Here is a 13,785-nt window from a genome sequence, read left to right on the forward strand (position 1 = left end):
AAGCCGGGAGGCCGTTAGTTGCTTAGCTGAACCCTAGCTGTCTACCTGTCAAATAAACGAGTTTTTCATCTGCCTTTCATATCTGTTCCACATTTTTACGCTTAATCTTGAACACAGCACTTCATAGCAAACCGCACTATATCGTCTAACCTCTTGATTACGCTTCACCTTTGGTTCCGTTTTTTAGCCTGCGGCCTGGACTTTCGCCTAATGATTGCTGCTGTTTTCACGCGCCAAGTTGCTCTAACCCCGAGGTCATGAATCTTTGAAACCCTACCCTATTCATTGCGTGTCGATCGTTATCCCGGTCTACAACGAACAAGAGAGCCTGCCTGAATTGCTGCGTCGCACCACTGCAGCCTGCAAGCAACTGGCCTACGAATACGAAATCATCCTGGTGGATGACGGTAGTCGCGACAATTCGGCCCAACTGCTGGAAGACGCCGCCGCTGAAGACGGCAGCAACGTGGTCGCGGTGATCCTCAACCGCAACTATGGCCAGCATGCAGCGATCATGGCCGGTTTCGAGCAGTGCCGGGGCGAAGTGGTGATCACCCTCGACGCTGACCTGCAAAACCCGCCCGAAGAAATCCCGCGCCTGGTGGAACAAGCCGCCCTCGGCTACGACGTGGTGGCCACCGTGCGCAACAATCGGCAGGACTCGGCCTTCCGCCGCTGGCCTTCGCGCCTGATCAACCTGGCCGTGCAGCGCTCCACTGGCGTCGCCATGACCGACTACGGCTGCATGCTGCGTGCCTATCGCCGCACTATCGTCGACGCAATGCTGGCCTGCCGCGAGCGCAGCACCTTTATCCCGATCCTCGCCAACGGCTTTGCCCGCCACACCACCGAGATCCTGGTGCACCACGCCGAACGTGAACACGGCGAATCCAAATACAGCGCCATGCGCCTGATCAGCCTGATGTTCGACCTGCTGACGTGCATGACCACCACCCCGCTGCGCCTGCTCTCCATCGTCGGCTTCAGCCTGGCGGCCCTGGGCATTCTGTTTGCCCTGGCGTTGATCGTCATGCGCCTGGCCTTTGGTGCCGACTGGGCCGGCGACGGTTTGTTCGTGCTGTTCGCGGTGCTGTTTGTGTTCACTGGCGGCCAATTCATCGGCATGGGCCTCTTGGGTGAATACCTGGGCCGCATGTACAGCGATGTGCGCGCCCGCCCACGCTTCTTTATCGAAAAAGTGCTGCGCAACCAACCGGCAGCACCGGCTCCCGTGGTCGTCGTCGACGGCCTGGTGTCTTCCCATACCTCTACTACTTCTGCTGATCAGGTCCAATCATGAGTTCAAAAGCTGTTGTATTCGCGTACCACGACATTGGTTGTGCAGGCATTGAGGCGCTGCTCAACACCGGTTACGAAATTGCCGCTGTGTTCACCCATGCCGACGACCCGAAGGAAAACAACTTCTACGGTTCCGTTGCCCAACTGTGTGCGCGCAACGGTATCCCGGTGCACGCGCCGGAAGACGCCAACCACCCGCTGTGGATCGAGCGCATCGCCAAGCTGAACCCGGACTACATTTTCTCGTTCTACTACCGCAACCTGCTGAGCGAGCCCCTGTTGGCCACTGCGCGCAAAGGCGCGTTCAACCTGCATGGCTCGCTGCTGCCCAAATACCGTGGCCGCGCCCCGGCCAACTGGGTGCTGGTCAACGGTGAAACCGAAACCGGCGTGACCCTGCACCGCATGGTCAAGCGTGCCGATGCCGGCGCGATCCTGGCCCAGCAGAAAGTCATCATCGAGCGCAACGACACCGGCCTGACCCTGCACGCCAAACTGCGCGACGCCGCCAGTAACCTGCTGCGCGACGCCCTGCCGCAACTGGCCCAAGGCAAACTGGCTGAAACCGCCCAGGACGAAAGCCAGGCCACTTACTTCGGTCGCCGCACGGCCGCCGATGGCAAGCTGGAGTGGAAAAAACCGGCTGAAGAACTGTTCAATCTGGTCCGCGCCGTCACCCAGCCGTACCCGGGTGCCTTCTGCGCCGTGGGCGAGCACAAGCTGATCGTGTGGCAAGCCGAAGTGGTCAAGGGCAACGAAGGCCTGGCGCCGGGCCGTGTGATCAGCGTCAACCCGCTGCGCATTGCCTGCGGTGCAGACTCCCTGGTGGTCAAGTTCGGTCAGCGCAACGACAACGGTCTGTATCTGGCCGGTCCTTCCCTGGCCAACGAATTGGGCCTGGTCGACGGTTCCGTGCTGCGCGGTGCCGAGTCCGGCCGCAAGCCACGTCGTACCCGCGTACTGATCCTGGGTGTGAACGGTTTTATCGGTAACCACCTGTCCGAGCGCCTGCTGCGTGACGACCGCTACGAAGTCTATGGCCTGGACATCGGCTCCGATGCCATCGAACGCCTGCGCAGCCACCCGAACTTCCATTACGTGGAAGGCGACATCAGCATCCACACCGAGTGGATCGAGTACCACATCAAGAAATGCGACGTGGTCTTGCCGCTGGTGGCCATCGCCACGCCGATCGAATACACCCGCAACCCGCTGCGCGTGTTCGAGCTGGACTTCGAAGAAAACCTCAAGCTGGTGCGCTACTGCGTCAAGTACAACAAGCGCGTGATCTTCCCGTCGACCTCCGAAGTCTATGGCATGTGCCAGGACCAGTACTTCGACGAAGACACCTCCAACCTGGTGGTCGGCCCGGTCAACAAGCAACGCTGGATCTACTCGGTCTCCAAGCAACTGCTGGACCGCGTGATCTGGGCCTACGGCGCCAAAGGCCTGAACTTCACGCTGTTCCGTCCGTTCAACTGGATGGGCCCGCGCCTCGACCGCCTGGACTCGGCGCGTATCGGCAGCTCCCGCGCCATCACCCAGTTGATCCTGAACCTGGTGGAAGGCACGCCGATCCGTCTGTTCGACGGTGGTGAGCAGAAGCGTTGTTTCACCGACATCGCCGACGGTATCGAAGCCCTGGCGCGCATCATTGATAACGACAATGACGCGTGCAACGGCCAGATCATCAACATCGGCAACCCGGAAAACGAAGCCAGCATCCGTCAATTGGGTGAAGAGCTGCTGCGTCAGTTCGAAGCGCACCCGCTGCGTGACAACTTCCCGCCGTTCGCCGGTTTCCGCGACGTCGAGAGCAAGGCGTTCTACGGCACCGGTTACCAGGACGTGGCCCACCGCAAGCCAAGCATCGAAAACGCCAAGCGCCTGCTGAACTGGGAGCCGACCGTGGAAATGAGCGAAACCATCGGCAACACGCTGGATTTCTTCCTGCGTGAAGCCATGCTCGAAATAGCGGACAAAAAGTAATGCAGGCAGGCTTGCGAATCGACGTCGACACCTACCGTGGCACTCGTGAAGGTGTGCCACGGTTGCTCGAATCCCTGGATGAAGCGGGGGTGAAAGCGACGTTCTTCTTCAGTGTCGGGCCGGACAACATGGGGCGCCACTTGTGGCGTCTCATCCGCCCGCAGTTCCTGTGGAAGATGCTGCGTTCCAACGCCGTCGGGCTGTATGGCCTGGATATCTTGCTGGCCGGCACCGCCTGGCCGGGCAAGCCGATCGGTCGTGACCTGGGGCATTTGATGCGCCAGGCCAAGGCCGCCGGGCATGAGGTGGGCCTGCACGCGTGGGACCACCACGGCTGGCAGGCCAACACCGGCCGCTGGAGCGAGGCACAGCTGGTCGAACAGATCCGCCGTGGCGTCGACACCCTGAATGACATTCTCGGCGAGCGCATCGACTGTTCGGCTGCTGCCGGTTGGCGTGCCGACGAGCGCGTGGTGCAAGCCAAGCAAGGCTTCAATTTCCGCTACAACAGTGATTGCCGGGGCACCAGCCTGTTTCGTCCAACCTTGGCCGATGGCAGCGCGGGCACCCCACAAATTCCGGTGGACCTGCCGACCTTCGACGAAGTCGTCGGGCCAGTGGTGGCTGCCAAAGACTTCAATACGTTCATCCTCGACCGCTTTGCCGCGTCGAAGCTCAACGTCTATACGATCCACGCTGAAGTAGAAGGGATTCTGATGGCCAATGATTTCCGCCAGTTGCTCGCCCAGGCAGGGCAGCGCGGCATCGACTTCAAACCGCTGGGCGATTTGCTGCCCGCGGACCTGACCACCCTGCCCCAGCAGCAACTGGTGCGCGGCGCCTTGCCCGGGCGCGAGGGTTGGCTCGGAGTGCAGCAGGCATGATCCGCCGTTGGGCCCTGCCCCTGCTCCTGTTGGCGTTTGGCGTGTTTTACCTGCTGCCACTGGCAACCCACGGCCTGTGGATTCCGGACGAAACCCGTTATGCACAGATCAGTCAGGAAATGCTGCTGACCGGCAAGTGGGCGTCGCCGCACTTCATGGGCATTCGCTACTTCGAGAAACCGGCAGCGGGCTACTGGATGATCGCGCTGGGCCAGGCAATCTTCGGGCAGAACCTGTTCGGCGTGCGCTTTGCGTCGGCCTTGAGCACTGGCTTGAGCATTGTGTTGGTGTACCTGGTGTCACGCCGGCTGTGGAATGACCCGCAAAAAAGCCTGATCAGCACCGTGCTGTACATGAGTTTTGTCAGTGTGGCGGCCTTGGGCGGTTATGCCAACCTCGATCCGCAGTTCACCTTCTGGGTGAATCTGACCGGCGTGGCCTTGTGGTTTTGCTTCGACAGCACCACCCGCAATGGGCGATTCGGCGCCTGGGCCCTGTTGGGGTTTGCCTGCGGCATGGGCTTTATGACCAAGGGTTTCCTGGCGTGGCTGCTCCCCGTGTTGATCGCGCTGCCCTATGCCCTCTGGCAAAAGCGTTTCCGTGAGCTGCTGGGTTATGGCCTGGTCGCCGTGGTTGTTGCGATTGTCGTCAGCCTGCCGTGGGCGCTGGCCGTGCACCTGCAAGAGCCCGACTACTGGCACTTCTTCTTCTGGCACGAGCATATCCAGCGCTTTGCCGGCGACGATGCCCAGCACGCGGAGCCGTTCTGGTATTACTTGCCGCTGCTGATTGCGTTCTGTCTGCCGTGGGTGGCGTTGTTGCCGTCCACGCTCAAACAGGCTTGGCAGGACAAGCGCAGCGCAAAAATCGGCTTTGTGTTGCTGTGGCTGCTGATGCCCCTGGCGTTCTTCAGTCTGGCCAAGGGCAAGTTGCCCTCCTATATCGTGCCGTGCCTGCTGCCATTGGCCTTGTTGATGGGCAATACCCTGGCCGACAAATTGGCGCAGGGCCGTTATCGGGCATTGCGTATCAATGGCTGGCTGAACCTGATCATTGGCATAGTGGTGCTGCTGGCGCTGAGCTGGTTCCAACTGAAAAAGCCGGTGTACGAGCACGGCCAGGAAACCCTCAGCCTGGTGCTGGTGTTCACCTTCCTGTTTGCCTGGATCCTGGTCAACCTGTTGCAAGCCGCGCGACCTCTACGCCTGTGGGCCGCGCCGGTATTCGGCAGTTGGCTGATGGTGGCCTTGTTGCCAGCCGCCTTGCCGCATTCGGTGGTCTACAACAAGACGCCTGACCAATTCATCATCGATCACCTGCAGGAACTGCAACCGGCCACGGCCCTGCTGAGTAACGATCTCGGCGCAGCATCTGCCTTGTCGTGGCGCCTGGCACGCCCGGACGTGACGCTTTACAACACCGTTGGCGAGGTCAAATACGGCCTGGCCTACCCGGATGCCACGCATCACAAGATTGACACCACCCAAGTCCAGCAGTGGATGAGCGAGGCGCGTAAAAAAGGCCCGGTCGGCGTGGTGATGCGTGTCAAAGGTGACGACGAAATCGCTGAAGTGGCGCTGCTGCCCAATGACGGCAAGCGCTATGAGCAAGGCAATATCGTGATCCTGATCTTCCCGCAGGTGACGCCTTGATCACCCTGCTGCTGTTATTGGCTGCCTGCCTGCTGACCTGCATGGGCCAGGTGTCGCAGAAATTTGCCGTGGAAAGTTGGCGCGACCTGCCCGAAGGCTGGGCGCTGAAACTGCGTTCACCGTGGTTGTGGTCGGCGCTGATGTGCCTGGGCCTCGGCCTGCTGGTGTGGCTGCTGGTGTTGCAGCGCCTGGAAGTGGGCATTGCCTACCCCATGCTCAGCCTGAACTTCGTGCTGGTCACGCTGGTGGCGCGGTTTGTCTTTCATGAGCCCATCGACAGCCGTCATTGGCTGGGCGTGGCGCTGGTGATCGGTGGTGTCGTGTTGTTGGGGCGCCACGTATGAGCCGGGTTCAAGGGTTTGCCCTGGCCCTGGGCAGTGTCGGCCTGGTCAGTGCTGCCCAGTTGGGCATGCGCTGGAGCATGACGCGCTTGCCGCTGCCCAGTGAATGGCTGAGTGCTTTCAACAACAACAGCATTGATCTCGGCGCCCTTGGCGTGGTGAGCCTGGCGATCCTGGCCTACGCGCTGTCGATGCTCTGCTGGTTGGGTGCGCTCAAGCACCTGCCGCTGGGCCGTGCCTACTCACTGTTGAGCATCAGCTACGCGCTGGTGTACCTGCTGGCGGCCAGCCTGCCGGTGTTCAACGAAGATTTTTCCGTTTCAAAAACCCTGGGGGTGGCCTTGGTCATCCTCGGTGTACTGGTTATCAACTCTCGTCGTGCTAGCACCACAAGTCCCAGGAATGCCCCATGAAAATCAGTGTATTTGGTAGTGGTTACGTCGGTCTGGTGCAGGCCACCGTATTGGCCGAAGTCGGTCACGATGTCATCTGCATGGACGTTGACAAAAACAAGGTCGAATCTTTGCAGAAAGGCCATGTGACGATCTTCGAGCCGGGGCTGGCGGCGATGGTCAAGGAAAACCTGGAAAGCGGGCGACTGCACTTTACTTATGATGAGAAGCTCGCGGTCGAACACGGCGAAGTGCTGTTTATCGCCGTGGGCACGCCGTCGGACGAAGACGGCTCGGCTGACCTGAAGTACGTGCTGTCGGTGGGCGATGCGGTCGCTCGTCATCGCAAGGAGCCGGTGATCCTGGTGGAAAAATCCACCGTACCTGTCGGTACCGGCGACACTCTGCGCGCGCATATCGAAAAAGCCCTGCATTTGGCGGGGCGGCATCTGGAGTTCGATATCGTCTCCAACCCGGAATTCCTCAAGGAAGGCTCGGCCGTGGCCGACTGCCGCCGCCCTGACCGCATTATCATCGGCTGTGAGCGCGAAGAAGTGCGCGAGGTGATGCGCGACCTGTACGCCCCGTTCAACCGCAACCATGACCGCATCATTTTCATGGACCTGCGCAGCGCCGAGCTGACCAAATACGCTGCCAACTGCATGCTGGCGACCAAGATCAGCTTCATCAACCAGATCGCCGAACTGGCCGAACACCTGGGCGCGGATATCGAAGCCGTGCGTCTTGGCATCGGCGCCGACTCGCGCATCGGCTACCACTTTATCTACCCCGGCTGCGGTTATGGCGGTTCGTGCTTCCCCAAGGATATGCGCGCCCTGATCCACAGCGCCAAGCAGGCCAATTGTTCCAGCGACCTGTTGGAAGCGGTGGAAGCCATCAACCAGCGCCAGAAGAGCAAGCTGTTCGAGCGCATCAATGCGTTCTTCAAGGGCAACCTGCGCGGCAAAACCTTTGCCCTGTGGGGCCTGGCGTTCAAGCCGAACACCGATGACATGCGTGATGCGCCCAGCCGTGTGCTGATGGAAGCCTTGTGGGCCGCCGGCGCCAACGTGCGCGCGTTCGACCCCGAAGCCATGCAGGAAACCCAGCGCATCTACGGCGATGATCCACGCCTGATGCTGATGGGCACCCCGGAATCCACCCTGGGCGGCGCCGATGCGCTGATCGTCTGCACCGAATGGCAGCAGTTCAAGGCGCCGGACTTCGACCTGATCCACCAACGCCTGAAAACCCCGGTGATCTTCGACGGCCGCAACCTCTATGACGGCGAGCGCCTGGCGCGCAAAGGCTTCCAGTACTACCCGATCGGCCGTGGCGACTCCTGCCAGTTGCCGATTCCGCAGCAACAATGGTTGCCGCAGGTCGTGGAAGCCTGAGACGTGAACAAAGCTCAACCGCCCCTGTTAAGCCCAACGATCCGCCACCAATCCCTCGGTTTGGGATTGTTGGCGTTGTTGCTGTTCATCGCCGGCAACTGGCATCAGGCGATTATCGGTTTCGATTCCCGCTTCGTGCTGTTCGCCCAGGAGATGCTGCGCCATGGTCCCGGGTTCTTCCCGACCACCTACGGTCAGCCTTATGCGGATTACCTGGCGACTTCAACACTGCTGACGTGGCTGTTGTCCTTGCCGTTAGGCCAAGTCACCAGCCTCACGGCCTGGTTGCCCACGGCGATGGCCTCGGCGGTGATCGTCACCTTGGTGTATCGCCTGACGGCGCCCTACTCGCAACGTTGGGGCCTGCTGAGCATTGCGATTCTGTTGCTGAGCAGCACCTTCATCAGCGAAACCCGCGCGGTGTCTCTCGACCAGATGTTGGCCGCGATCGCCCTGGCGGTGTTCTATCTGGGGTATGCCCATGACCACTTCGGCGCCGGCAAACGCCTGCATTGGCTGTACCTGCTACTGATCGTCGGCTTTGCCGTGCGTGGGCCGATTGGCCTGGTCATTCCCACTGGCGTGTTGTGCAGCTATTACCTGATCAACCGTCAATGGCGGCAACTGTTCAGCTTCGGCTTGCTCGCGCTGGCGTTACTGGTGGCCTGTGTCGGCTTGCTGTTGTTGATGGCCAAGCTGAGCGGTGGCGAGACCTTCATGCAGGACGTGATCCGCATGCAGTTCCTCGGGCGCATGGACGGCAGCGAAGGTTCCAGCGGCGTGCTGTATTACTTCACCAGTTCCCTGGGCAACTATGCCCTGGCGTATCCGATGGCCGTGTTGGTGCTGCTGGCGATGCTGATCAGCGGGCGCCGGGCGCCGGGGCCGGCGTTGCAGCTGGTATGGTACTGCGCCGCCGCAGGTTTGCTGGTGATGCTGGGCCTGTCGATCCCTCAAGCCAAAAAGGCGCGCTATATACTGCCGATGTTGCCCATGGCGGCGATCATTGCGGCGTATCCGTTCCAAGTGGCGCACGGTCGGCTGTTTGCCGGGCTGCGTGGGTTGATGCTGGGCATCTGGACCCTTCTACCGACCCTGTTGATCGCCGGTTTGCTGTTCGCACGGCCACGCTATCCGGAGCAATTGAGCCATCTGGGCTGGGTGTTCGCTGTGCTCGGGGGGCTGCAAGTCGTGGCACTGCTGGCGCTGTTCAAGACGCAACTGCGTGCGGTCGGGCCGGCGTTTGCCGCGGTACTGGCGGTATGGGCCACCTACATCATGGTGGTCGAGCCGCTGGAGCGCAGTGTCTACGACACCCGTACTTTTACCCTGCAAGTGCATGAGCAAGTGATGCAGCAAAAGGCGCCGGTGGTGTTGCACGGCTTGGGCAAAGACGCCAAGGCCATCAAGTACATGGTCAACCTCAATTGCGACCAGGTGCCGTTGTTCACCCAGCATGCGGGAGATCTCAAACCCCTCCAAGGGCCCGCGTGGCTGGTGATGAGCGAGGCGGACTATGAAGGCTTGACGGACCCACGCTTGCGTTCCATCACCCCGACCCTGGCCGGCGAGTTTGATCGCAACCCTTATGTGCTGCTGCACTTGGAAAAAAGCCCACAACCCTGATCGCTCAACTTCATTTTTTTTGCACTCAAACCTCATTAATATGCATTTGCGCCCTGTTCTCGGGCGCGGCACACTGCAGGCGTTCCTTCCCCCAAATGTTGGAACTTTCAAAGGGCTTTTCCGGGCAACCAGACAAGCCTTTTTTTTGCCCGCTGTTTATGGATCCCCTTTCAATGCTCGCTCGCTGGTTCCCCGCTGCTATCAACACCCGCCCTACCGAATGGAGCCGTGCCGCCATCGGCATGGCCCTGGGCACGCTGTTCAGTGTCTGGCTGTGCTCACAAGTGTTTGGCATGGACGTCGCACTGCACCTGCTCGGTCCACTGGGCGCTTCGGCCGTGTTGTTGTTCGCCGTGTCATCGGGCGCGCTGGCGCAACCCTGGTCTATCATCGGCAGCTATCTGTGCGCGGGCGTGGTGGCTTTGCTCGTCGCCCGTGTCCTTGGCCCTTCCCTGGGTGGCGCCTGCCTGGCCGCGGGTATGACCGTGGTGCTGATGTGCTGGCTGCGCTGCCTGCATCCACCGGCTGGTGGCCTGGCCATGACGCTGGTGTTGGCCGACCCTGCTTCTGCCGCGCTTGGGTGGTATGAGTTGGGCGCGGTCTTGCTCGGTGCTGGAGCCTTGCTCGCCTGCGCACTGGTTTATAACAACGCGACGCGCACGCGTTATCCAAAAGGTGCGGCTGAAACATCCGCTCCGATCTTGAGCAACCCCAAGGCCGCTCAAGACCCCGCCATCACCGCCGCCGATTTGAAGCTGGCGCTGGCCGAAATGGAGCAGTTCTACGATGTGGAGCCCACGGCGCTGGAACAATTGATCCACGCCGCAGAAACCCACGCGCGACGCCGCAGCATCGGTGAGGTCCTGGCCAGCCGGGTGCCTTGAGGCCATCCTCCACTCCCTGCATAAATGCAAAAACAACCTGCATGATTCACGGTTGTACTGGGCAAATTTGCACTGGTACGATCGCGAGATGGTTCGTCCGCGAACATCTTGATAAAGAACAATAAAAGCAGGGAGTTATCGATGACTGCTCAGGTTTCATCCGAGGCAAGCCACGCAGCAACACTTCAGGACGAAGTCCTCGCCGAGGTCCGTAACCACATCGGCCACCTCACGCTTAATCGCCCCGCCGGCTTGAACGCTATTACCTTGAACATGGTGCGCAGCCTGACGTCCCAACTGCAGGCCTGGGCCGACGACCCGCTGGTGTACGCCGTGGTCTTGCGCGGCGCCGGTGAAAAAGCCTTCTGCGCCGGCGGCGATATCCGCTCGCTGTACGACAGCTTCAAGAACGGCGACACGCTACATCAGGACTTTTTCGTCGAGGAATACGCACTGGACCTGGCCATCCACCATTACCGCAAACCGGTACTGGCACTCATGGACGGGTTTGTCTTGGGTGGCGGCATGGGCCTGGTGCAAGGCGCCGACTTGCGCGTGGTCACCGAGCGCAGCCGCCTGGCGATGCCGGAAGTGGCCATCGGCTACTTCCCTGACGTGGGCGGCAGCCACTTCCTGCCGCGTATTCCGGGTGAACTGGGGATTTACCTGGGCGTCACCGGGGTGCAGATCCGCGCAGCCGACGCCCTCTACTGCGGTTTGGCGGATTGGTACCTCGAAAGCAACAAGCTCACCGACCTAGACCAAAAGCTTGACCGCCTGCAATGGCACGACTCGCCGCTCAAGGACCTGCAGGGTGTGCTCGCCAAACTGGCCGTGCAACAACTGCCCGATGCGCCCCTGGCCGCCTTGCGCCCCGCCATCGACCATTTCTTCGCGCTGCCAGATGTGCCGAGCATTGTCGAGCAACTGCAACAGGTCACCGTGGCTGACAGCCACGAATGGGCGCTGACCACCGCCAACCTGATGCAGACCCGCTCTCCCCTGGCCATGGCCGTCACCCTTGAAATGCTACGCCGTGGCCGCCGCCTGCCCCTTGAGCAATGTTTTGCCCTGGAGTTGCACCTGGACCGCCAATGGTTCGAACGTGGCGACCTGATCGAGGGCGTGCGCGCGCTGATCATCGACAAGGACAAAGCCCCGCGCTGGAACCCATCCACCCTGCATGGGCTGGCCCTCAGCCATGTGGAAAGCTTCTTTCATCACTTCGAGAAGGTTGCGAACTAAGCCATGCAAGACATTGAATACACTGAAGAACAAGTGATGATTCGCGACATGGCGCGCGACTTTGCCCGTGGCGAAATAGCGCCCTATGCCCAAGCCTGGGAGAAAGCCGGCTGGATCGACGATGCCCTGGTCGCCAAGATGGGCGAGCTGGGCCTGCTGGGCATGGTCGTGCCCGAGGAATGGGGCGGTACCTATGTCGATTACGTCGCCTACGCCCTCGCCGTGGAGGAGATTTCTGCCGGCGACGGTGCCACAGGCGCGCTGATGAGTATCCATAATTCAGTGGGCTGCGGGCCGATCCTCAACTACGGCACAGACGCGCAGAAACAGACTTGGCTGGCGGACCTCGCCAGCGGCCAGGCGATTGGCTGCTTCTGCCTCACCGAACCCCAGGCGGGTTCCGAAGCCCACAACCTGCGCACCCGCGCCGAGCTGCGCGATGGCCAGTGGGTGATCACCGGCGCCAAGCAATTCGTCAGCAACGGCAAGCGCGCCAAACTGGCGATCGTGTTCGCTGTCACCGACCCCGAACTGGGCAAGAAAGGCATCTCGGCGTTCCTGGTGCCCACCGCAACACCAGGCTTCGTGGTGGACCGCACCGAACACAAAATGGGCATTCGCGCCTCCGACACCTGCGCTGTCACCCTCAACCAATGCACAGTGCCCGAGGCCAACCTGTTGGGTGAGCGCGGAAAAGGCCTGGCGATTGCCCTCTCCAACCTGGAAGGTGGACGCATCGGCATTGCCGCCCAGGCGCTGGGCATCGCCCGTGCGGCGTTTGAAGCGGCATTGGCGTATGCCCGTGATCGCGTGCAGTTCAACAAGGCGATCATCGAACACCAGAGTGTGGCCAACCTGCTGGCTGACATGCAAACCCAGCTGAATGCCGCGCGCTTGTTGATCCTGCACGCCGCGCGACTGCGCAGTGCCGGCAAACCCTGTTTGTCGGAAGCTTCCCAGGCCAAGCTGTTTGCTTCGGAAATGGCCGAGAAAGTCTGCTCGTCAGCAATGCAGATTCATGGCGGGTACGGTTATCTGGAGGATTACCCGGTGGAGCGTTATTACCGGGATGCGCGGATCACGCAGATTTACGAGGGGACCAGCGAGATTCAGCGGATGGTGATTGCCAGGGAACTCAAGCACTACCAGCTTTAATTGACATAGCGCAAAACCAATGTGGGAGCGGGCTTGCTCGCGAAGGCGGTGTTACAGTCGACATCTTCATGACTGATTCACTGCATTCGCGAGCAAGCCCGCTCCCACATTTGAGCTCTAGTGTTCACACAACCGCGTTACTTGTCCTTGAACTCGGGCGCACGCTTGGCCACAAATGCCGCCATGCCTTCCTTCTGATCCTGCGTCGCGAACGCTGCATGGAACACCCGGCGCTCAAAGCGCACGCCTTCCGATAGGCTCACTTCAAATGCACGGTTCACGCTTTCCTTGACCATCATGCTGATCGGCACCGACTTGCCGGCGATCAGGGTGGCGACTTTCAGGGCTTCTTCCAGCAGCTCATCAGCCGGCACGATGCGCGCGACGATCCCGCAGCGCTCCGCTTCCACGGCGTCGATAAAACGCCCTGTCAGGCACATTTCCATGGCCTTGGCCTTACCCACGGCGCGCGTCAGACGCTGGGTGCCGCCCATGCCCGGCAGTACGCCGAGGTTGATTTCCGGCTGGCCGAACTTGGCGCCGTCGCCTGCGAGGATGAAGTCGCACATCAAGGCCAGTTCGCAGCCGCCACCCAGGGCAAAACCGTTGACGGCGGCGATGATCGGCTTGCGGCGGTTGGCCACGCGGTCGCTGTCGCTGAACAGGTCGTCAAGGTAGATCTGCGGGTAAGTCAGCTCGGCCATTTCCTTGATGTCGGCACCGGCGGCGAAGGCTTTCTTGGAACCCGTCAGCACAATGCAGCCGATTTCCGGGTTGGCTTCCAGGCCATCCAGCGCCTGGTTCAATTCACTGACCAGTTGCGCGTTCAAGGCGTTCAAGGCTTGCGGGCGATTGAGGGTAATCAGCCCGACGCGGCCCTGGACGTCGAGCAAAATGGTTTCGTAACTCATGTATCGGCTC

Annotated in this window: 12 protein-coding genes; 11 read left to right on the forward strand and 1 reads right to left on the reverse strand. The window is 60.9% G+C overall.

Annotated elements, in window-relative coordinates; all coding sequences use genetic code 11:
* Positions 1–265 precede the first annotated feature (265 nt).
* From arnC to CI807_RS22535, 11 genes are all read left to right on the forward strand, one after another.
* Positions 266–1,300: an undecaprenyl-phosphate 4-deoxy-4-formamido-L-arabinose transferase gene (gene arnC / locus CI807_RS22485; protein WP_095016283.1), complete on the forward strand. Its 1,035-nt coding sequence runs from the start codon at positions 266–268 to the stop codon at positions 1,298–1,300.
* Positions 1,297–3,288: a bifunctional UDP-4-amino-4-deoxy-L-arabinose formyltransferase/UDP-glucuronic acid oxidase ArnA gene (arnA, locus tag CI807_RS22490; RefSeq protein WP_095016284.1), complete on the forward strand. Its 1,992-nt coding sequence runs from the start codon at positions 1,297–1,299 to the stop codon at positions 3,286–3,288. Before arnC ends, arnA begins: the two co-directional genes overlap by 4 nt.
* Complete coding sequence (gene arnD, locus CI807_RS22495; protein ID WP_095016285.1) at positions 3,288–4,172, forward strand: 4-deoxy-4-formamido-L-arabinose-phosphoundecaprenol deformylase; 885 nt, start codon at positions 3,288–3,290, stop codon at positions 4,170–4,172. The genes arnA and arnD overlap by 1 nt, the downstream gene beginning before the upstream one ends.
* Positions 4,169–5,824: a lipid IV(A) 4-amino-4-deoxy-L-arabinosyltransferase gene (arnT, locus tag CI807_RS22500; protein WP_095016286.1), complete on the forward strand. Its 1,656-nt coding sequence runs from the start codon at positions 4,169–4,171 to the stop codon at positions 5,822–5,824. The genes arnD and arnT overlap by 4 nt, the downstream gene beginning before the upstream one ends.
* Positions 5,821–6,168 carry a 4-amino-4-deoxy-L-arabinose-phosphoundecaprenol flippase subunit ArnE gene (gene arnE, locus CI807_RS22505; RefSeq protein ID WP_028616171.1) on the forward strand — a complete coding sequence of 116 codons (348 nt, stop codon included), beginning with the start codon at positions 5,821–5,823 and terminating at the stop codon, positions 6,166–6,168. The genes arnT and arnE overlap by 4 nt, the downstream gene beginning before the upstream one ends.
* Positions 6,165–6,578 (forward strand): 4-amino-4-deoxy-L-arabinose-phosphoundecaprenol flippase subunit ArnF, encoded by a 414-nt coding sequence (arnF, locus tag CI807_RS22510; RefSeq protein WP_095016287.1) that lies wholly within the window; start codon positions 6,165–6,167, stop codon positions 6,576–6,578. Before arnE ends, arnF begins: the two co-directional genes overlap by 4 nt.
* A complete protein-coding gene (locus CI807_RS22515) occupies positions 6,575–7,954 on the forward strand; it encodes a UDP-glucose/GDP-mannose dehydrogenase family protein (protein WP_095016288.1) in 1,380 nt (459 codons plus the stop codon). The genes arnF and CI807_RS22515 overlap by 4 nt, the downstream gene beginning before the upstream one ends.
* A gap of 3 nt (positions 7,955–7,957) precedes the next feature.
* Positions 7,958–9,580 carry a glycosyltransferase family 39 protein gene (locus tag CI807_RS22520; RefSeq protein WP_095016289.1) on the forward strand — a complete coding sequence of 541 codons (1,623 nt, stop codon included), beginning with the start codon at positions 7,958–7,960 and terminating at the stop codon, positions 9,578–9,580.
* A 173-nt stretch (positions 9,581–9,753) separates the two neighbouring features.
* Positions 9,754–10,464: an HPP family protein gene (locus CI807_RS22525; RefSeq protein ID WP_095016290.1), complete on the forward strand. Its 711-nt coding sequence runs from the start codon at positions 9,754–9,756 to the stop codon at positions 10,462–10,464.
* A 141-nt stretch (positions 10,465–10,605) separates the two neighbouring features.
* Complete coding sequence (locus CI807_RS22530; RefSeq protein WP_095016291.1) at positions 10,606–11,709, forward strand: enoyl-CoA hydratase/isomerase family protein; 1,104 nt, start codon at positions 10,606–10,608, stop codon at positions 11,707–11,709.
* Between the two features lie 3 nt (positions 11,710–11,712).
* Positions 11,713–12,864: an acyl-CoA dehydrogenase family protein gene (locus CI807_RS22535; protein ID WP_095016292.1), complete on the forward strand. Its 1,152-nt coding sequence runs from the start codon at positions 11,713–11,715 to the stop codon at positions 12,862–12,864.
* Between the two features lie 137 nt (positions 12,865–13,001).
* Here the strand turns inward: CI807_RS22535 and CI807_RS22540 are convergent, their stop codons facing one another.
* Positions 13,002–13,775, reverse strand: a complete 774-nt coding sequence (locus CI807_RS22540; RefSeq protein WP_033902889.1) for an enoyl-CoA hydratase — start codon at positions 13,773–13,775, stop codon at positions 13,002–13,004.
* Positions 13,776–13,785 lie beyond the last annotated feature (10 nt).

The sequence above is a fragment of the Pseudomonas sp. NS1(2017) genome (assembly GCF_002269425.1).
GTDB classification, from domain to species: Bacteria; Pseudomonadota; Gammaproteobacteria; order Pseudomonadales; family Pseudomonadaceae; genus Aquipseudomonas; species Aquipseudomonas reactans.

Bases quoted from the DNA above. Each gene is read 5' to 3' on its own strand.
- arnA (WP_095016284.1), top strand. From the start codon at position 1,297: ATGAGTTCAAAAGCTGTTGTATTCGCGTACCACGACATTGGTTGTGCA.
- arnD (WP_095016285.1), top strand. From the start codon at position 3,288: ATGCAGGCAGGCTTGCGAATCGACGTCGACACCTACCGTGGCACTCGT.
- arnT (WP_095016286.1), top strand. From the start codon at position 4,169: ATGATCCGCCGTTGGGCCCTGCCCCTGCTCCTGTTGGCGTTTGGCGTG.
- arnF (WP_095016287.1), top strand. From the start codon at position 6,165: ATGAGCCGGGTTCAAGGGTTTGCCCTGGCCCTGGGCAGTGTCGGCCTG.
- CI807_RS22515 (WP_095016288.1), top strand. From the start codon at position 6,575: ATGAAAATCAGTGTATTTGGTAGTGGTTACGTCGGTCTGGTGCAGGCC.
- CI807_RS22525 (WP_095016290.1), top strand. From the start codon at position 9,754: ATGCTCGCTCGCTGGTTCCCCGCTGCTATCAACACCCGCCCTACCGAA.
- CI807_RS22530 (WP_095016291.1), top strand. From the start codon at position 10,606: ATGACTGCTCAGGTTTCATCCGAGGCAAGCCACGCAGCAACACTTCAG.
- CI807_RS22535 (WP_095016292.1), top strand. From the start codon at position 11,713: ATGCAAGACATTGAATACACTGAAGAACAAGTGATGATTCGCGACATG.
- CI807_RS22540 (WP_033902889.1), bottom strand. From the start codon at position 13,775: ATGAGTTACGAAACCATTTTGCTCGACGTCCAGGGCCGCGTCGGGCTG.